The sequence below is a fragment of the Pseudoalteromonas sp. Z1A8 genome (genome assembly GCF_011378855.1).
GTDB lineage: Bacteria > Pseudomonadota > Gammaproteobacteria > Enterobacterales > Alteromonadaceae > Pseudoalteromonas.
Genome location: NZ_WTLB01000016.1, coordinates 50,768 through 68,233 on the forward strand (window position 1 = coordinate 50,768; position 17,466 = coordinate 68,233).

The window sequence follows — 17,466 nt, forward strand, 5'->3', positions numbered from 1 at the left end:
AACTATGTCGTATATACTAATTACTATCGTTGGATTTATTACTTTAATTGGGTTAACAGGCTGCTCAATGACGCAAAATAATGAGCATAACGAAAACACAACACGAACAGATTACACAGTAAACGGTGGTAATGATCAGCTTAATGTTGCTTATAACAATCAAGCAATACAATCGCAAGTTGAATACGATCCATCTCAGCAGTTCACACCACTTAAGCACCATAAAACACTTGCTAACTATGTAGAGCAAATGGCACTTGATTTGGTTGATACGCTTGAGTTTGAAAGTGATACCGACACCAATATTAATATTGCCGTTACTACCTTGGTCGATCTTGATTCATCGCTTACTAAAAGTAATCAATTGGGTAATCAAATTTCTGAAACGTTAATTCATCAGTTACAAAAGTTTGGTTATGGCGTGGTTGATTTTAAAACAACCCAAACAATAGATGTAAATAGCCGGGGGGATTTTGCTTTTTCGCGTGATATTGAAAAGCTTAGCGAAGAGCAAATGGCGAGCCATGTATTAGCGGGTACATTAATTTATCGCAGTGATGCTGTTGTTGTAAATACACGTGTAATTAACGTGCATACAAAAAAAATTGTCGCGAGTAGCCGAAAACTAATCCCACTATATGTACTAAATAAAGAAGATATATACTTATCAAGCAATTAAGTTCAGATGTTGCTTGATATGAAAAACTAGATGCCGTTATAATTCACCCTTCTAAGCACACAGCTTATTTGTGGCCTCTTAGTTAAATGGATATAACGGCCCCCTCCTAAGGGGCAGTTGCAAGTTCGATTCTTGCAGGGGCTACCAATTAAATCAATGATTTACAGTTTTATTTTGTTTTTAGTTTTTTTCTGTGTAGCACATATGTAGCTTGTTGATGTCTGTTATTCTATTTAATCTACGGAGTAAATTTGATGATTACGCTCATACCAAATCATATAGAAGTGGCCTTGGAGCTCTATCCCCCAAGCTCTTTTCTTATTACCAAGTCGAAACCTAAACAATGTATCAAATTGTTCTAAGTCTCGCTCTATCCAACGCTCTACGGCTTCATCACATAAATCACTGATATCATGGTCGTGATGCATTAAGTGCATTGTATCTGATGTCATAGCTTGGATTTCTTTCCAATCATGGCCTTCAAGAGAGTCTAAGTATTTAGCTATTTCGTTATTCCATTCATCACTGGCCCACCCTCTATCTTCACCCCATGACCACTGCTCATATTTATCAGCGGCTCTCGCGCACCATGTCATTTTTAGACCAAATCTAGAGCCAGATTGGTTTATAATTGGTTGTTTCGGAGTTTCTAATTCTGAGATATTTGCATCTAGTTTAGGGTACTTATCCAAATCGGGCAGAAATTGTATTTTAGGGATTTGTTCTGGGTTACTTTCGATAAAGTCAGCTCTGAATTTTACTGACTTTTCTTGACGTTTTTTTTTCCGAGCGTCTTTCCGAGCTTCCCTCTCTAGTTTCTTTATCATAATAGTTAAAGCGCAGAGTAATATTCTTCCATAGAGCCTTTAGATATAGCCTCATTTGATGAGTCCATTGCATTTAGTCCAGCACGAGCATCCTTCCAAGGAGATTCTTTATGTGTCAAATTACTTAACCATTGAGCACTTTTATCACCATAAAACTTAAGGACAGAGTCAATAGTGTCAATTTGATCTTCAGTTAAGTTTTTGGGATCACCTTTAGAAAAAGTATCACTTTTAACTTTAAACATACCTCTATGCTGTTCGTAAATTGTTCGAAGTACTGGACCATTAGCCCATGCTTCAAAGTCTTCTGAAAAGAGCTCTTCCTCATCCCAAACCAGCGACCACGCCTGACTATAGTAAACTAGTTTTTGCAATTTCATTGCAGAAATTTCACCTAACTCTTTTAATATGTATTTTACTACATCAAATTCATTTGCCATTTTTTACTTCTCCATTTTTCAGACATTTTAGTTGATAGAGGCTAATTTGTATATGATTGTGTTTATGAGGGAATGGGCGCATATAATGATTTGTAAACGAGTAATCAGGTTGGAGCGTTTTAAGTTGAATTTTATCCCTTAGTACAGTTATTTACAGAACTCCAAGTAAGAGCCTTTTTGCCATTCTGGCAAATGGTAAGTTAAAGGTAATTTTTGGCTTATTACTGGTGTTTGATATGAGCTAAAGCTTAGTTTAGTTAAGAGCTTTAGCTATTTGAAATGTTGTATTTAACTGCAATTTTATTTAACAGTGATAGCTTTAGCTCTTTTTAGATAATACTGAGCTTTAGCTGATACGTTATAGCTTTAGATTATGCCTTTTCTACCTTCCATGAATAGTGCCTTGTGCTATTACCTTTTTACAAGCGGCTTTCCCAGCGAACCACAAGCCTTTTACTTTTAGTATGAGTTCACCTCGTAATAGCTTTGTAAGTACTCGCCAGTATCCTCAACGATGTTTAAATTGGTGTATAACCTGATAGGTCTATCTTTTAGTTTTGTGTGTAAACCGCCCATAGCGAGTATGTAGCCTTTCCAATCGCTATTATCAGCAGCAAAGCGAGCTTGTTCTAATAGGCTATCTTTTTTATCATTAAACATAGAGCGCAAACGTCTTAATTCGCGCCATACAGAAACGCTCGCACCGCCAATTTGTTGAAATTGGCGAATACACCAAACGATGCCCACGCATCAATACGTTGTGCTACAAGTAGCGAATCGTTACCAAATTTATCTTCACCTACACCTTCACCATCTATATTTTTCGCTATGTATTTTAAAATATAGCCAGTTGCAGAGCCTTTGTTTGGGTCTATTTGTTTAAAGTCATAACGGTTTTCCGCTGCACCTTTTTCGTCACCATCAACTTCTAACGCGTAATGGCGAATAATAGATTTTAATGCGTCTAGCTTTTCGCTCTCAATAAAAAACAGCATATGCCAATGTGGTGTTTTACTTACCTTCCCCATACTTCATGTATAGCGTATATGTAGTAGTGTTTCGTTTTTAATTAAAGGCGTTTAAAGCTTCTTGCTCGCATTTTTCACGCTCTGCAATCATGGTTTCAAAGTCAGCTTGAATTTGCGTTAGAACGGCTGGTGGGTTAAGTCGTTTGATTCTTTTAAATTGAATGCTTTCTTCTTCATCATAGGCGAGTATAGCTAAAGTGATTTTTTCGCGTTCAATACCATTTGAAAATAATCCTTCTGCATCTAATTGCATAAGTACTTTTTCCATTGCTGTAAGCCATTGGTGCCAATTATCCATCGCCTCTATATCGGATTGAAACAAATCAATGCTGTTTTCTAGTTTTTGGCATTCTAGCGTTGTTTCATCAAAGTATTCTGAATAACTCTCAAGCGTTGGGTAGTCATCAGGGTTCCATTTAGCCATATAAAAGCTACTTACATCGTTGTTGTACTCTGTTTCAAATACTTCTTTTAAATCTGATAAAGTATTAAACATTGGCAGTAATGAGTAGCTGCCTGTGTGGTAAAAACCCATTACATAAAGATCGTTACCATATTTTTGAATGATGTCTTTAAATGTTTTTTTGGTATCTTGATAAAGTGTTTTTTCGAAGTTTTTAGTATCTAACATAAACGGGTTATTTCTTTTCTGATTACTGAAATTGATATGAAAAAAGTGAGTGATTAACACTCACCCTGCAAAAATAAAATAACCAGAGCGACTACTCTGATTATTGTAAGTTAATATTAGCCATCACTTGTAATTGTATCGATTAACTCACTAAGCACGGCTTCAGATTTACTAGTTTCTACTTGGCAAGTACCGGCATTTAAATGTCCGCCACCATTATATTTAAGGCACAGCTCGCCAACATTGGTGTTTGAGCTGCGGTTAGTGATTGATTTGCCAACGGCATACACTACGTTTTGCTTTTTAAGGCCCCACATTTTATGAATCGAGATATTGCAGTCGGGGTACATTGCATAAATAACAAATCGGTTTGTGGCGTAAATTGTTTCTTCTTGGGTTAAATCAAGGACCACTAAGTTTTTATGGACGGTAGCGCATTGAGAAATTTGCTCTTTGGCTTTTTCGTTATGCTCGTTATATAAAGCAACACGTTCAACTACGTCTTCCATTTTTAGGATTTCTTTGATGCTCTGATCTTTACACGCATCAATCAGTTTCATCATTAATTGGTAGTTTGAAATTTTAAATTCGCGGAAACGGCCTAACCCTGTACGCGCATCCATAATAAAGTTCATTAATACCCAATCGGTTGGGTTTAATATTTCGTCTTTTGAAAACTGAGCAGCATCGCCTTTATCTACTGCGTCCATCATTTCAACAGAAATATTTGGAAGTTTTTCAGCGCCGCCATAATAATCATAAACTACGCGAGCTGCTGATGGGGCTTCTGGGTCAATAATATGATTTTTTATATCGCTTGAGTTACGAACGGTTTCGCTAAGGTGATGATCGAATGCTATATGACAGCCCGCAACGTAGGGGAGGTTAGTGGTAATGTCGTTTTCGGTAATGTCTATTTTGCCGTCTTGCATGTCTTTTGGGTGAACAAACAAAATATCGTCTATTAGGTCTAAGTCTTTGAGCAATACGGCACACACTAAGCCATCAAAATCGCTGCGAGTGACTAGTCTAAATTTATTATTGGGCATAGTTATTCCATCTTTTTAATTTATTATCAATTTATTGTAACAGCAAATGTACTTTTTGAGAGGTTAGCTTAAAAAAAACACATAAAAAAGCCAAAACAGATGTTTTGGCTTTTGCTTAGCAAGTTTGTATGTGTGGTAAATAGGTTATGCGCCTGGGCCACATTCCATACATGAATTTACAATGTCTGGGCCAAATTTAAGTTTGGCGTTTAAGTCGCGAAGGGCGGTGCGTAACCCTTCTTCAATTACTGGGTGGTAAAATGGCATATCAAGCATTTCTGGTACGGTCATTTTGTTTTGTACAGCCCATGCGAGTAAGTGAGCAATATGTTCGGCTTGTGGGCCAATAAATTCTGCACCTAAAAATAAGCCTGTACCTTGCTCTGCATATACACGCATATGACCTTTATTTTTTAGCATTACTCGGCTGCGGCCTTGATTTTCAAAGCTGACTTCGCCTACTTCAAAACAACCACATGGGCCTAATCGGTCAGTAATTTGCTTGTAGCTTTCGCCTACCATTGCTATTTGTGGGTCGCTAAATACGGCTGCAATTTTTGCTCTACGCAGACCTATACGTACATCTGGGAAGCGCCCAGCATTTTGACCTGCAATAGCACCTTGGTCTGATGCTTCGTGTAGCAGTGGGAGCATGTTACTTGCATCACCTGCTATGAATATATTCGATTCACCACATTGCATTGTGTGCGTGTCTGCGTGCGGTACGCCGCGTTCATCAAGCTCAATGCCGGTGTTTTCAAGGCCTAGTTTATCTACGTTAGGTACTCGGCCTGTGGCTGCAAGTACGTAGTCAAACTGTTCGGTGTGTTTTTCACCTTGTTTGTCGGTGTAAGTTAGCTGTGCTTTGTCGCCAACTTGCATCATGTCAGATACGTTTGAGTCGGTATCTACAAAAAATTCTTCAGTAAAAACAGTGTTTGCATAGTCTTTTACTACTGGGTCTGTAAGTGGGCCAATTGCGCCGCCTACACCAAATAGTTTTACATTTACGCCTAGTCGGCTAAGTGCTTGGCCAATTTCAAGACCTATAACACCAGGGCCAAATACAGCGACTGATTCTGGTAGGTCATCCCAATCAAATACGTCGTCGTTGATAATAAGTTTGTCGCCAAAGTTATTAAATACGCCAGGGTATGAAGGGCGTGAACCGGTAGCAATTACAAAGCGTTTTGCTGTAATAATTGTATGGTCGTCTATTTGTACGCGGTTTGTATCTAAAAATTGTGCGTAGCCACGAATTTTATCACCATCAGGTAATTCATCTACGGCTTCTACTACGAATCCTGCAAAACGATCTCGTTCACTTTTAACGCGTGCCATAACTGCTTTGCCATCAATGACTGGCTTTGAGCTATGAACACCAAATGCAGGTGCCATTTCAATTGCGTGTGCGGCTTCGGCGGCTGCAATCAATAACTTACTTGGCATACAACCAACACGTGCACATGTGGTGCCGTATGGGCCTGATTCGATCATTAATACGTTTTGTGTAAACTGTTTAGCGTTACGGTAAGCACTTAAACCAGCAGTACCTGCGCCTATAACAACAACATCGGTTTGCAATTCTTTCATAGTATTTTTTCCTCTAATAAATAGGGGCATAAAAGCCCCTATTTTTTACCCACTAACTTTAGGTATCTAATTTACTTATTAATTAAGCAAAGTATTTTTCTAAGTCGTCTGAACCACCGATGTGTTTACCACCAATGAATATTTGTGGAACAGTGTCACGACCAGATACAGCTTTTAGACTTGTTAGTGATGCGCCTGCACCCATAACAATCTCTTCATATGCGAAGCCTTTTTCTGCAAGAAGCTCTTTCGCTTTTTTACAGAAAGGACAGCCAGGTTTAGTAAAGATGCTTACTGGTTCTGGTTTAGCTTGCTTAGGGTTGATGTAATCAAGCATTGTGTCTGCGTCAGATACTTCAAACGGGTCACCTGGTAAATCTGGTTCGATGAACATTTTGTCAATCACGCCATCTTTAACCAGCATAGAGTATCTCCAGCTGCGCTTACCAAAACCTAGGTCGCTTTTATCTACTAACATGCCCATGCCGTCAGTAAATTCGCCGTTGCCGTCTGGTAATAAAGTAATGTTTTGCGCTTCTTGATGCTCAGCCCATGCATTCATTACAAAGGTATCGTTTACTGATAAACATACAATTTCGTCAACGCCATTTTGCTTAAGTACGCCAGCTAATTCGTTGTAACGTGGTAAGTGAGTTGATGAACATGTTGGTGTGAATGCACCTGGTAGTGAAAACACGACAACCGTTTTACCTTTAAAAATTTCATCTGTAGTTACTGATTTCCATTCGTCGTTTTGACGAGTAGCAAATGTAACACTTGGGATTGTTTGACCTTCAATATTGTTTAACATAGTTTTTGTTCCTCTTGATTTGATGGAGCCATTATGGCGAATAAATAAATATAGTTCCAATCGTTTGTTTGTATTAAACTAATAGGTATAACCTATCATGTAGAGCTGAATATGAACTTAAAAGATTTTGAATATGTAAAAGCAATAGCGCAATACAAGCATTTTCGCAAAGCTGCAGATGCATGTTTTGTTAGCCAGCCTACATTAAGTGGTCAAGTAAAAAAACTCGAAAATGATCTTGGCGTTACTTTGTTTGATCGCTCAACCAAGCAAGTTACCTTAACAGCAAAAGGTGAACGTTTATTAACGCAAATAGAGATCATTTTAGAACAAACGCAAATACTCAAAGAACTTGCAGCTACTTCTAACGAGCCCCTACAAGGTAAATTAACTATTGGTATTATTCCTACCATAGCACCGTATTTACTGCCTGCGTTATTAACATCGATGAAAGCGGCTTTTATTAATAGCCAGTTTTCATTTATCGAAATGCAAACAGCCACTATTTTAGAGGCACTTGATAGCGGCGAACTCGACTTTGCTATTTTAGCCGACGTACCAGAGCTTAAAAACTACTATACAATTAATTTGTATAAAGAAGATTTTTTAGTTGCTGTCTCGCTAGATAACACGCTTTCTAAGCATAAAAAAGTAGCGCTTAGTGACCTGCAAGGTTGTAGCCTATTAATGTTAAGTGATGGTCATTGCTTTAAAGATCAAGCCCAAAAGTTTTGTTTTTCTGCAGGTGTCGATGTATCTAATCAGTATAAAGGTAATAGTTTAGAAACATTATTAGCGTTAGTGGCCATGGATGACGGTATTACATTTGTACCCAAACTGGCATGTACCGCCCGTGTAGGAATTGATTACTTGCCTATATTCCCTAATCAGCAGCGTAATGTGGTGTTTGCATGCAGAAAGCATTATCCGCATTTATCTGGTGTAGAACAATTGGGTGAGTGGTTATCGGCTCACCCTAATTTAAAAGCTAAATTGAGTAAAAAACTTTAAAGATCTTGGCTGATTATTTCTACTACATCGTTAATTTGCACGCCAGGTAGCGGTTTATTGTCAACACTAACTGCTACTGCGGTTTGCTGGTAAAGCTGCTCAATGCGAATTTCATTAAGCGTGGTGATAGTGTGCGGCATTACATTACCTGCGGCATCGGTTAAATAGTTATGATGCGCAATACTTAGCGTCTGGCCTTTTTTCAAACCATGGGCTTTACCTAAGTTAATAACGATTTTGCTATTTTCCATGTGCATTATTTTGCCTTGAGTTGGCAAACACGCCATGGCAGCTTGAATATCATAACTTACCGATTGGTTGATATCGGTTATGCTTTGCCCATAAGGCGATTGCCAAAATCTATCACTATTAACATCCACTATCGTTGTTTTTTCAAATGGCCAAATTGCTTGAGTATGGTAACTATTTTGCCAAAGTTGCTCATAGGTAGTGCCATCAAATAGTGCAAATTCAATGTTGTAACTGCGCTCATACGCCTCGTCTTGCCAAAATGCGTAATCGTTATTAAGTTTGTCGCTGGTCGAAAGGCTGGTTATTTGGCTAAGCAGGACATATTGAGCATTACTGCGTGAAGATATTTCTTCTAATTGAGCGTTTGAATAGTCGTGCTGCTGCGAAAAGTACTTATCTACGCTTATTGCATTATTGTAGTAGGCAACGGGTATAGCGCTCATTTTTGATTTTTGCAGTGAGGTAAAAATGTTTTTGCTAATCGCTTTACTTACGTCAAATATTTGACCCATTTTAGCGTGTTCACGATGAACTAGTTGGCTTTGTGTAACAGCCACAAATTTATTAAAGCTATTTTGTGGGCATTGCTCTGTTTGAGAAAAAATATCGAGTCGTAATGTAATAGCAAATTTATTGTCGTATTTATTTTCGCTGATCAGTTCAATTTTTTGAATTTCGCCGTGGCTGCTAATTTTGAGTTGATCCTGCATTAACACGCCATCTACCAAGGTTTGCACAGAGCTAACCCGTGCCCCAGAGAACACTAACGCTTGTGTAATCGCATCTTTTATAGCAGCAGATTTAGCGGCACTCGTATCACCATTTTGAACGTTCGCATGGCCCGTTGATTCATACCACTGCGCTTTAGTAAAAGGGGAGAACGTTAATAATGCCGTTGCACTTAACCCTGCAAATGCCAATGATAAAAACGACTTCATACTTTTACTCCAATTAAACGTTAGCTATTAACTAGGTAGAGCAAGGACTGTACCAATGTTATTTGGTAATTATTAGTAATGCTATAAATGGCATTAAACGTGCATATGTACTGCTAATTACTATACAAGGGCTAAATGCTATGCGAGCAATTTCATTACTTATTACACTTGGGTGCTTAACCTTAGGTGGTTGTAGCAGCGTTTTTGATAAGCATGTTGAATATAAATATGTAGAGCCAAATAATTACCCAGTTTTAAAAGCGATAGGGTATGCACCTATTAGCTTACAAAAAGGCGCTAACGCGTCGCAAAAGCAACTTATGGCCATTAAGGCTTCTAAGCTTGAGGCTTACCGCGAGCTTACTGAGCAAGTATATGGACAAAAAATTACCGCAGGAACAACAGTGGAAGGCTCAATAGCTCAAGACGATTACTTAGAAAGCAAAGTACAGGGGCTTATTAAAGGTGCGCAAATTATAAAAACGTATGCCGTAGATGATACTTATGTAACCGAGCTTGAGCTCAACATGAAGCGTGTGCACGATTTATACATAGGTGAAGTAAAACCACGCGAAGTTAAAAAGGTAACGTACTACTAAAAACGTTTATTAAAAAAGTTATTCAAAATATCTCATCCTCTTATTTAAATAGGGAATAGGTTAAATTTATATCGCTATTTAAGAATAAAGGACATTAAAAAAGCCTTATTGATTTATCAATAAGGCTTTTTTAATGTAAAATTTTGGGCTTAAGCTTTTAAGTTACGAACCAGTTTACTCTCGGTATTTACTGACTTACCGGCTTGGTCGTAGGTCATTGACGTTGGTGCGCCAATTAATATCTCTTTTAATTGTTTAACGCTTAGTTGCGCTTGGCGAGCGGCATGAGCATTAACATTATTTTGTTTTTGGCATTGAGCCAGTTGGGTTTTAACTTGGCTTATTAGCTCAGATATTTCAGAATTTTGTGAGTCGTTACTAGCAATTAGCTTACTTAGTTCTTTATCAAGGGTGCTTAACTTAGTTAAAAAAGACATTTTCTGTTGGGCAATTTCTTTTAAACCAGCACCACGTCGTGAGGCAATAGCAGTAAGCTCGTCGTTTAATAGCGTATGCAAAGAGTCTAAGCAACTCACTTGTTGGTTTAGTTTGACGCTAATTAAACTATTATGATCAGCCATATACGTTAAACTCAAAATCAGCTAAATTTTTGGCAAGCTTTTCACTATCCACTTGGTATTTACCTTCAGTAATCGCTTTTTTAAGCTCAGCAACTTTGTCGCTGTCAAAGCCTGGCGATTGCTGCGCTTTATCTTGAAGCGTTTTTAATTGCTGTGCTTGTGGCGTTAAACTTACAGAATCACTAGCAGCCTTAGGCGAAGGAGCCTGAGAAGCTTGTGTATTTGTATTATCTTTTTTTAAATCAACCTGTTGTTGCTTTGCATTTGTAAGTGCATTAGCTTGTTGATTACTACCATTAACTTGACTAACCATAATAATAAACCTGTATATTGCCCAACTTATGCCAAGTTATCGGCATATACGTAGGATACTTTAGTATAAATCTAAATTAAATATTTACTTGAACAGACTCTACACCATCTACTCGTGCATTTAAAATTTTACCTGATTTTTTGTTTTTAATTTGTATCTGATCACCCAAAGTACCGTCTTCTAAAGCAATGCCTGTTGTTTTAATTCTAAGGCCTCTGAGGTTTGCGTAAATATTAACAGAATCCCCCTTACAAACCATACAAATTTGGTTTAGTAAAACGGGCATCCCGCTTCTAATATTTCGTTTACTTCTGCTACCTATTAAAATTGTGGGATCATCTAAATATTGCACCCTTACAAAGTGAGTTGGTTTCATTTCAACACTCAAATGCGATTTAGTTATTACCTCACCACGAGCTAAGTTAGCAATTGCTACAACAACGGGCGCCATTTCAACAACTCTTACATGGACATATTGAGCCCATGTTTGAGCATCATTACATTTAGCTTGTAAAGTTACTTGGCGGTTAAATGGTGGTTCATCGGAAGTTGATAATTCAAGGTCAGAATTACAAATACGATCGGGGATACGACTGTCTAAAGGCAGTGCACTTAATTGCATATTTGCATTTTTTAATGTACCAATTTGCTCTGTTATATAAGCAATAGCCATCTCTTGTAATAAATCTTTGCTAAACACTTTAGCCTGCAAAGGTAATGTAAAGCAGAGGCTAGCAACAAAATAAAAAACACTGTATCTTCTGACTTTTTTTAACAAACTCATAATGTTTCGACTATGCTTATGGTTTCAAACAGGGTATAAATATTTTGCGTCAAAAAGTAGACGCACCCGCGATGTTATGTAGCTTTATAAATAGAAAGCAATTATCGTTCCGTATTACTTGTTTTCTTTAGGAGATTTGAATGGCAGGCATTTTAGACTCAGTAAACCAACGCACACAGTTGGTTGGGCAGAACCGCCTAGAATTACTTTTATTTAAGCTCAGAGGGCGCCAGCGTTTTGGTATTAATGTATTTAAAGTGAGAGAAGTATTGCAATGTCCTCCTCTTACTAGCATGCCAAAGTCGAATGCTTATATTCGTGGTGTTGCTCATATTCGTGGTCAAACTATCTCAGTAATCGACTTGTCGATGGCTGTAGGTGGGCGACCAATAGAAAATATTAAAGACAGTTTTATCATCATTGCCGAATACAATCGTTCTGTTCAAGGTTTTTTAGTGGGTGGTGTTGAGCGTATTGTAAATATGAACTGGGAAAAAATAATGCCACCGCCATCAGGTGCTGGGCGTTATTCATATTTAACAGCCGTGACCGAAATCGAAAATGAATTAGTAGAAATTTTAGACGTAGAAAAAATACTTAATGAAATTTGCCCGGTAAATACAGAAGTCAGTGCTGAAGTTGCACAAAGTGGCGACATTCAAAAAGATTTAGGCGAACGTATCGTATTTATTGCAGACGACTCCGCTGTTGCGCGTAATCAAGTTAAACGTGCTTTAGAACCGCTAGGTGTTCAAACAGAGCTTGCTAAAAATGGTAAAGAAGCTTTAATTAGGTTAAAAGAAATAGCAGAGCTTGATTGTAAAAACGATATCACTGAGCGAGTAGCATTACTTATCTCAGACGTTGAAATGCCAGAAATGGACGGTTATACGTTAACAGCCGAAATAAAAGCAGATCCTAAGCTTGCACCTTTACATGTTATTTTACATACATCATTGAGTGGTGTGTTTAATCAAGCGATGATAGAAAAAGTAGGTGCGGACGACTTTATCGCCAAATTTAACCCTGATGAGTTAGCAACTGCGGTTAAAAAATGGGTTCATAGTGACCAATAAAAATAGGTGTTATTGATTTGAATAATAAAGATTTGCAGCAAAGTGAATACGACCAATTTCGTTCGTTTTTAGAGCAGCAATGCGGTATTGTTTTAGGTGAAAACAAGCAATACTTAGTTAAAAGTAGACTTGCTCCACTCATGGCTCGATTTAATGTGGAATCTTTATCACAATTAGTAAGTAAAACACTTGGCCCTCATGAGCGGCAATTAAGAGCCGCTGTTGTTGATGCAATGACCACAAACGAAACGTTATGGTTTAGAGATCAATACCCATTTGAATTACTTAAAAATAAATTATTCCCTGAATTTAAAGAGTTAAGAAGACCATTAAAAATTTGGTCTGCTGCCAGCTCTTCAGGGCAAGAACCCTACTCGATTGCCATGTCGGTAGCTGAGTTTAATACTAAGCAACCTGGTGCTCTGCGTATGGGCGCGCAAATTATTGGTACAGATATATCTAATACCATGCTTGATATGTGTAAAAATGCAGAATACGACGCGCTTGCACTTGCCAGAGGCTTATCGGCAGAACGCCGTAAAAAGTTTTTTAAAGATAGCGGCAACGGTATGGCACAAGTAAACGATACAATAAAAAAACAAGTTAGTTTTAGGCACCTAAATCTGCTTGATTCGTACGCGTTAATGGGCAAGTTTGATATTATTTTTTGCCGTAATGTACTTATTTACTTTGCACCTGAAATAAAAGCTAAAATTATTAATCAGTTTGCACAAGCCTTAAATCCTAAAGGGTACTTATTTTTAGGTGCATCAGAGTCTTTGACTGGCTTAAGCACTGAGTTCGATATGGTTAGATGCAACCCGGGTATTATTTACCAAAAGAAATAATTAAGCTAACTCCTTTCCCTAAAACGACGCACTCAGCGTCGTTTTTCTATTTAGATACATGATCTTATAAAAATATAACTTTCCTTATTATTAATGGCTTATTTTTTGCTTTATTCATGGGTAAGTCAATTTTTTGGAGAAGGTTATGGCTATCAGTTTTGATAAAGCATTAGGTGTGCATCCGCAAGCCATGTTGATCCGTTCACAGCGAGCAGAATTAATTGCAACTAATATAGCTAACGCTGATACGCCTGGCTACAAAGCAAAAGATATAGACTTTGCCTCGGCATTAAAAGCGGCAAGGTCAACCCAGCAAAGCGGCAATACCATGGTAAGAACTAACGATAAACACATTGGTGGAGGTACTCATAGTATGGGTAACTCTGAATTATTTCGCTTGCCAAATCAATCGGATACAGGCGATGGTAACTCGGTTGATATACAAGTGGAACGAAACTTGTATACACAGAATGCTATGGAGTATCAGGCCAGCTTGCAATTTTTAAGCGGCAGATTCAAAGGTCTGAATAAAGCTCTCGGTAGTCAAGGATAAAAATTATGAGTTTATATAATGTTTTTGATATTGCTGGTTCGGGTATGAGCGCACAAAACGTTCGCTTAAATACTACAGCTAGTAATATTTCTAATGCTAATACCATTAGTTCATCTCAAGACAAAACGTACCGAGCGCGACAACCTGTATTTGCTGCTGAGCTAACAAAGGCTTCAGCATCAGCAAGTAACCAACAGGGCTCCGCCGTTGGCGTTAAAGTTTTGGGCATTGTTGAAAGTAATGCACCATTACAAATTGAATATAACCCAAACCATCCAAGTGCGGATGAAAATGGCTATATCTATAAACCCAACGTTAATGTTGTAGAGGAGATGGCAAATATGATTTCTGCTTCTCGCTCTTACCAAACAAACGTGCAAGTTGCTGATGCAGCAAAGCAAATGCTAAGTAAAACACTGTTGCTAGGGCAGCGGTAACCGAGGGTAGGTTATGAATAACGATATTAGTACATCTTCATCTTATTTAGACTCTATACGCTGGCAAGAAAAGCAAGTAGCGACTAGTAATGATGATAGCGATGCGTTAACACAGGAAGATTTTTTCTCCTTATTAACACAGCAACTGTCGTTTCAAGATCCCAGTAATCCAGCTGATAACGACCAAATGATAGCGCAAATGACAAGTTTTACGATGGCGCAAGGGATCAGCGATTTAAATTCGAATTTTGATAGCTTAGCGACTTCGATGACCTCAAATTCAGCCCTGCAAGCATCAACACTTGTCGGCAAGCAAGCTTTACTTGAATCAAACACCCTTGATTTAAATGAAACGGGTGATGCCAGAGGCTCAGCAGTAGCAGAAGAAGCCGTTGATAACTTAAAAATTAAAGTAACTGATGCATCAGGTCAGCTAGTGAGAACTATTGATATGGGTTCTCAACCAGCAGGTGCAGTACGCTTTGCATGGGATGGCAAAAATGAAGCCGGTGAGCGTTTACCAGAAGGTGAGTATTCAGTGACCGCTGAAGGAAGTACTGAAGGTGAATTTTCAAGCTTACCCATTGCTACATTTAAGAACATTGAAAGCGTTAATATTAATGGCTCAAGTGGCATTATTATTAACACTAAAGAAGGTGCGGTTAGGCTGACAGATGTAGCAGAAATCGCGTAATAAATTTTAATTATACTTCGCCTGTCAGCAGGCTAAATATTAACAGGTTAGAGGTGAATTATGAGCTTCAATATTGCATTAACCGGCCTAGCTGCCGCACAAAAAGATTTAGACGTAACAGCAAATAACATTGCAAACGTAAATACAACTGGCTTTAAAGAGTCACGCGCTGAGTTTGCTGATGTTTACGCATCGTCAGTATTTAGCTCTGGTAAGACTAAAAATGGTGATGGTGTACAAACAACCATGGTTGCACAGCAATTTCATCAAGGCTCACTGCAATTTACAAACAACTCACTTGATTTAGCTATTACGGGTGAAGGTTATTTTGCGATGACCGACGATTTATCTTCGCAAGATTTAACATATACACGTGCAGGTGCATTTAAGCTTAATCAAGATAACTTTATGGTTGACGCTAAAGGTAACTTTTTACAAGCATTTCCAGTTGATTCATCTACAGGTAACACAACATCGGTAAGTTTGAGCACAACTGATCCAATTCAAATCCCTGATTCGTCTGGTTCTCCTCGTGCAACAGAAAATGTATTTTTGTCGTTTAACTTAGATGCAACAGCTGATCCAACAGGTTTAGATTTTGACCCTACATCTAGCGGTACTTATAACTCATCTACGTCAACAACACTGTATGACTCACTAGGTGAACCGCACATTTTACAGTACTTTTTTGCGAAAGAAGATCCTACAGTGGCAGGTAATTCTGAAAACAGCTGGGATGTATATGCAACGCTAGATGGCAAAGTAATAGATGCAGGCACAGGTGCAGAGCAAACTACAACACCTTACTCGCCAATAACCACCCTTGGTTTTAACTCAAGTGGTTTACCATCAAAAACAGATGGTGTGGCAAATACCAATACAACTACTTTTGATGAAATACTATTGCCAGCGGGTGCTGGTACTGGTTTATCAACATTATTAGACAATGGTGCAACTTTCCCAGGTACTGGTATTGAACTTAATTGGCGCGATGAAAATAACACGGCAGGACGTATCCCAACTCAGTATTCAAGTGGTTTTGAAGTAAAAGCACTCGATCAAGATGGCTCAACGGTAGGCCGTTTAGCCGGAATTGATATAGGCACAGACGGAAAAATTGTTGCTTCTTATAGTAATGGTGACTCAACATTCCTAGGCCAAGTAGCTATGGTACGTTTTCCTAATTCACAAGGTTTGTCGCAAGTAGGTGATACAAGCTGGAAACAAAGTATTGATTCAGGCGAACCTGTAGCAGGTGAAGCTGGCTCTGGTACATTTGGTGGAATTAACTCATCAGCGCTTGAGCAATCAAATACCAATCTTACAAATGAGCTTGTAGACCTAATTACAGCACAGCGTAATTACCAAGCAAACTCACGTGCGCTTGAAGTTAACTCAACTATTCAGCAGAGTATTTTGCAGATTCGATAAGTTACACTCAATTGAATATATTAGGCTGCATTTTTGCAGCCTTTTTTATAAGCCCTCTTTTAATACCTCCCAATATTGCGTCAAATTTAATCTGGCATCTATTTTGCATTTGTAAGTTCAGAGATTTTTTATGTGAGTCGATACTATGGACAAAATGGTCTACATTGCGGCCTCTGGCGCTAAGCAAAGCCTACAGGGGCTTGCGCTTAAAGCCAATAATTTGGCGAATGCAAATACAACAGGTTTTAAAGCCGACTTTGCACAGGCGCGTTCTATGCAAGCGTTTGGCGAAGGTTTGCCTACACGTGTATTTGCAATGCAAGAGCGCCCGGGTTCTAACATGGTATCGGGTGGCATTGTTCAAACCGGACGCGACTTAGATATTGCGATGAGCGATAACGCGTGGCTTGCCGTGCAAGATGCCTCAGGCAACGAAGCTTATACCAAAGTAGGTACGCTCAATATTACTGCGCAAGGCATGTTAGTAACGAGCGGTGGTCGTCAAGTAATTGGCGAAGGCGGCCCTGTTATTTTACCTGTCCCGGTCGAAAAAATAGGGTTTAGTCAAGATGGCGCTATTCAAGTTCGACCACAAGGCGCACCGGCTAACTTTTTAGAAGAAGTAGACACGCTTAGAGTGGTCGAAGCAAATAGCTCACAGCTCGAAAAAGGTAACGATGGTTTATTTAGGCCAAAAGCAAATGTAACAGTAGATACCTCTGCCAATGTAAAAGTTTTAAGTGGTTCGCTTGAAATGTCGAATGTGAACCCTGTTCACGAAATGGTCGACATGATAAGCCACCAGCGCCAATTTGAATTACAAGTGAAATTAATGAAAACAGCTGAAGAAATTGACGAGCGTCAAGATCAGCTATTACGCATTGTTTAACT

At 38.6% G+C, this 17,466-nt stretch carries 22 protein-coding genes and 1 tRNA gene; 11 read left to right on the forward strand and 12 right to left on the reverse strand.

Going from position 1 to position 17,466, the window contains the following annotated elements; translation table 11 throughout:
- Positions 1-4 precede the first annotated feature (4 nt).
- Both GQR55_RS08310 and GQR55_RS08315 read left to right on the forward strand, forming a co-directional pair.
- Entirely contained in the window at positions 5-679 is a 675-nt protein-coding gene (locus GQR55_RS08310) for a FlgO family outer membrane protein (RefSeq protein ID WP_166420212.1), read from the forward strand.
- Positions 680-751: 72 nt separating this feature from the next.
- Positions 752-826: transfer RNA gene (locus tag GQR55_RS08315), tRNA-Arg, on the forward strand.
- 86 nt (positions 827-912) lie between these two features.
- Here the strand turns inward: GQR55_RS08315 and GQR55_RS08320 are convergent.
- From GQR55_RS08320 to GQR55_RS08355, 8 genes are all read right to left on the reverse strand, one after another.
- Positions 913-1,275: a hypothetical protein gene (locus GQR55_RS08320; protein ID WP_166420213.1), complete on the reverse strand. Its 363-nt coding sequence runs from the start codon at positions 1,273-1,275 to the stop codon at positions 913-915.
- 236 nt (positions 1,276-1,511) lie between these two features.
- Positions 1,512-1,946, reverse strand: a complete 435-nt coding sequence (locus GQR55_RS08325) for a type II toxin-antitoxin system antitoxin SocA domain-containing protein (RefSeq protein WP_166420214.1) — start codon at positions 1,944-1,946, stop codon at positions 1,512-1,514.
- A 459-nt stretch (positions 1,947-2,405) separates the two neighbouring features.
- The gene (locus GQR55_RS08330) at positions 2,406-2,606 is read right to left on the reverse strand and encodes a hypothetical protein (protein WP_166420215.1); all 201 of its coding nucleotides are present in this window, start codon (positions 2,604-2,606) and stop codon (positions 2,406-2,408) included.
- A gap of 14 nt (positions 2,607-2,620) precedes the next feature.
- Positions 2,621-2,974 carry a replication endonuclease gene (locus GQR55_RS08335; RefSeq protein WP_166420216.1) on the reverse strand — a complete coding sequence of 118 codons (354 nt, stop codon included), beginning with the start codon at positions 2,972-2,974 and terminating at the stop codon, positions 2,621-2,623.
- A gap of 37 nt (positions 2,975-3,011) precedes the next feature.
- Positions 3,012-3,605 (reverse strand): DUF4303 domain-containing protein, encoded by a 594-nt coding sequence (locus GQR55_RS08340; RefSeq protein ID WP_166420217.1) that lies wholly within the window; start codon positions 3,603-3,605, stop codon positions 3,012-3,014.
- A gap of 116 nt (positions 3,606-3,721) precedes the next feature.
- Positions 3,722-4,654: an exopolyphosphatase gene (locus tag GQR55_RS08345; RefSeq protein ID WP_166420218.1), complete on the reverse strand. Its 933-nt coding sequence runs from the start codon at positions 4,652-4,654 to the stop codon at positions 3,722-3,724.
- A 144-nt stretch (positions 4,655-4,798) separates the two neighbouring features.
- The gene (locus GQR55_RS08350) at positions 4,799-6,247 is read right to left on the reverse strand and encodes a dihydrolipoyl dehydrogenase (protein ID WP_166420219.1); all 1,449 of its coding nucleotides are present in this window, start codon (positions 6,245-6,247) and stop codon (positions 4,799-4,801) included.
- A gap of 82 nt (positions 6,248-6,329) precedes the next feature.
- Positions 6,330-7,058 (reverse strand): glutathione peroxidase, encoded by a 729-nt coding sequence (locus GQR55_RS08355; protein ID WP_166420220.1) that lies wholly within the window; start codon positions 7,056-7,058, stop codon positions 6,330-6,332.
- Between the two features lie 111 nt (positions 7,059-7,169).
- On the opposite strand from GQR55_RS08355, the gene GQR55_RS08360 reads away from it, so the two are divergent.
- Positions 7,170-8,069 carry a LysR substrate-binding domain-containing protein gene (locus GQR55_RS08360; RefSeq protein ID WP_166420221.1) on the forward strand — a complete coding sequence of 300 codons (900 nt, stop codon included), beginning with the start codon at positions 7,170-7,172 and terminating at the stop codon, positions 8,067-8,069.
- Here GQR55_RS08360 and GQR55_RS08365 read toward each other — a convergent pair.
- On the reverse strand, positions 8,066-9,259 hold the full coding sequence (locus GQR55_RS08365; RefSeq protein ID WP_166420222.1) for a flagellar assembly protein FlgT: 1,194 nt from the start codon (positions 9,257-9,259) through the stop codon (positions 8,066-8,068). The genes GQR55_RS08360 and GQR55_RS08365 overlap by 4 nt on opposite strands.
- Positions 9,260-9,399: 140 nt before the next feature.
- Between GQR55_RS08365 and GQR55_RS08370 the strand changes: the two genes are divergently transcribed.
- The gene (locus tag GQR55_RS08370; protein ID WP_008168853.1) at positions 9,400-9,858 is read left to right on the forward strand and encodes an LPP20 family lipoprotein; all 459 of its coding nucleotides are present in this window, start codon (positions 9,400-9,402) and stop codon (positions 9,856-9,858) included.
- A gap of 149 nt (positions 9,859-10,007) precedes the next feature.
- Here the strand turns inward: GQR55_RS08370 and GQR55_RS08375 are convergent, their stop codons facing one another.
- From GQR55_RS08375 to flgA, 3 genes are all read right to left on the reverse strand, one after another.
- Positions 10,008-10,439: a flagellar protein FlgN gene (locus GQR55_RS08375; RefSeq protein ID WP_010553241.1), complete on the reverse strand. Its 432-nt coding sequence runs from the start codon at positions 10,437-10,439 to the stop codon at positions 10,008-10,010.
- Positions 10,432-10,752 carry a flagellar biosynthesis anti-sigma factor FlgM gene (flgM, locus tag GQR55_RS08380; RefSeq protein WP_166420223.1) on the reverse strand — a complete coding sequence of 107 codons (321 nt, stop codon included), beginning with the start codon at positions 10,750-10,752 and terminating at the stop codon, positions 10,432-10,434. Before flgM ends, GQR55_RS08375 begins: the two co-directional genes overlap by 8 nt.
- 76 nt (positions 10,753-10,828) lie before the next feature.
- Positions 10,829-11,536 carry a flagellar basal body P-ring formation chaperone FlgA gene (flgA, locus tag GQR55_RS08385; protein WP_166420224.1) on the reverse strand — a complete coding sequence of 236 codons (708 nt, stop codon included), beginning with the start codon at positions 11,534-11,536 and terminating at the stop codon, positions 10,829-10,831.
- 140 nt (positions 11,537-11,676) lie between these two features.
- Here flgA and GQR55_RS08390 point away from each other — a divergent pair, with 140 nt between their 5' ends.
- From GQR55_RS08390 to GQR55_RS08420, 7 genes are all read left to right on the forward strand, one after another.
- Positions 11,677-12,612, forward strand: coding sequence for a chemotaxis protein CheV (locus GQR55_RS08390; RefSeq protein WP_010553244.1), 936 nt, complete (start codon positions 11,677-11,679; stop codon positions 12,610-12,612).
- 17 nt (positions 12,613-12,629) lie between these two features.
- A complete protein-coding gene (locus GQR55_RS08395; RefSeq protein WP_166420225.1) occupies positions 12,630-13,460 on the forward strand; it encodes a protein-glutamate O-methyltransferase CheR in 831 nt (276 codons plus the stop codon).
- Positions 13,461-13,605: 145 nt separating this feature from the next.
- The gene (flgB, locus tag GQR55_RS08400; protein WP_166420226.1) at positions 13,606-14,013 is read left to right on the forward strand and encodes a flagellar basal body rod protein FlgB; all 408 of its coding nucleotides are present in this window, start codon (positions 13,606-13,608) and stop codon (positions 14,011-14,013) included.
- Between the two features lie 5 nt (positions 14,014-14,018).
- The gene (gene flgC, locus GQR55_RS08405) at positions 14,019-14,450 is read left to right on the forward strand and encodes a flagellar basal body rod protein FlgC (protein ID WP_024595786.1); all 432 of its coding nucleotides are present in this window, start codon (positions 14,019-14,021) and stop codon (positions 14,448-14,450) included.
- Positions 14,451-14,463: 13 nt separating this feature from the next.
- Positions 14,464-15,144, forward strand: a complete 681-nt coding sequence (locus GQR55_RS08410; protein WP_166420227.1) for a flagellar hook assembly protein FlgD — start codon at positions 14,464-14,466, stop codon at positions 15,142-15,144.
- 60 nt (positions 15,145-15,204) lie between these two features.
- Entirely contained in the window at positions 15,205-16,575 is a 1,371-nt protein-coding gene (flgE, locus tag GQR55_RS08415) for a flagellar hook protein FlgE (RefSeq protein WP_166420228.1), read from the forward strand.
- A gap of 145 nt (positions 16,576-16,720) precedes the next feature.
- Positions 16,721-17,464 carry a flagellar basal body rod protein FlgF gene (locus tag GQR55_RS08420; RefSeq protein WP_010553250.1) on the forward strand — a complete coding sequence of 248 codons (744 nt, stop codon included), beginning with the start codon at positions 16,721-16,723 and terminating at the stop codon, positions 17,462-17,464.
- Positions 17,465-17,466 lie beyond the last annotated feature (2 nt).

Bases quoted from the DNA above. Each gene is read 5' to 3' on its own strand.
- GQR55_RS08420 (WP_010553250.1), top strand. From the start codon at position 16,721: ATGGACAAAATGGTCTACATTGCGGCCTCTGGCGCTAAGCAAAGCCTA.
- GQR55_RS08390 (WP_010553244.1), top strand. From the start codon at position 11,677: ATGGCAGGCATTTTAGACTCAGTAAACCAACGCACACAGTTGGTTGGG.
- GQR55_RS08360 (WP_166420221.1), top strand. From the start codon at position 7,170: ATGAACTTAAAAGATTTTGAATATGTAAAAGCAATAGCGCAATACAAG.
- GQR55_RS08340 (WP_166420217.1), bottom strand. From the start codon at position 3,605: ATGTTAGATACTAAAAACTTCGAAAAAACACTTTATCAAGATACCAAA.
- GQR55_RS08345 (WP_166420218.1), bottom strand. From the start codon at position 4,654: ATGCCCAATAATAAATTTAGACTAGTCACTCGCAGCGATTTTGATGGC.
- flgB (WP_166420226.1), top strand. From the start codon at position 13,606: ATGGCTATCAGTTTTGATAAAGCATTAGGTGTGCATCCGCAAGCCATG.
- GQR55_RS08320 (WP_166420213.1), bottom strand. From the start codon at position 1,275: ATGACATGGTGCGCGAGAGCCGCTGATAAATATGAGCAGTGGTCATGG.
- GQR55_RS08375 (WP_010553241.1), bottom strand. From the start codon at position 10,439: ATGGCTGATCATAATAGTTTAATTAGCGTCAAACTAAACCAACAAGTG.
- GQR55_RS08410 (WP_166420227.1), top strand. From the start codon at position 14,464: ATGAATAACGATATTAGTACATCTTCATCTTATTTAGACTCTATACGC.
- GQR55_RS08365 (WP_166420222.1), bottom strand. From the start codon at position 9,259: ATGAAGTCGTTTTTATCATTGGCATTTGCAGGGTTAAGTGCAACGGCA.
- flgA (WP_166420224.1), bottom strand. From the start codon at position 11,536: ATGAGTTTGTTAAAAAAAGTCAGAAGATACAGTGTTTTTTATTTTGTT.
- flgC (WP_024595786.1), top strand. From the start codon at position 14,019: ATGAGTTTATATAATGTTTTTGATATTGCTGGTTCGGGTATGAGCGCA.
- flgE (WP_166420228.1), top strand. From the start codon at position 15,205: ATGAGCTTCAATATTGCATTAACCGGCCTAGCTGCCGCACAAAAAGAT.
- GQR55_RS08350 (WP_166420219.1), bottom strand. From the start codon at position 6,247: ATGAAAGAATTGCAAACCGATGTTGTTGTTATAGGCGCAGGTACTGCT.
- GQR55_RS08335 (WP_166420216.1), bottom strand. From the start codon at position 2,974: ATGGGGAAGGTAAGTAAAACACCACATTGGCATATGCTGTTTTTTATT.
- GQR55_RS08355 (WP_166420220.1), bottom strand. From the start codon at position 7,058: ATGTTAAACAATATTGAAGGTCAAACAATCCCAAGTGTTACATTTGCT.
- GQR55_RS08325 (WP_166420214.1), bottom strand. From the start codon at position 1,946: ATGGCAAATGAATTTGATGTAGTAAAATACATATTAAAAGAGTTAGGT.
- GQR55_RS08330 (WP_166420215.1), bottom strand. From the start codon at position 2,606: ATGTTTAATGATAAAAAAGATAGCCTATTAGAACAAGCTCGCTTTGCT.
- flgM (WP_166420223.1), bottom strand. From the start codon at position 10,752: ATGGTTAGTCAAGTTAATGGTAGTAATCAACAAGCTAATGCACTTACA.
- GQR55_RS08310 (WP_166420212.1), top strand. From the start codon at position 5: ATGTCGTATATACTAATTACTATCGTTGGATTTATTACTTTAATTGGG.
- GQR55_RS08370 (WP_008168853.1), top strand. From the start codon at position 9,400: ATGCGAGCAATTTCATTACTTATTACACTTGGGTGCTTAACCTTAGGT.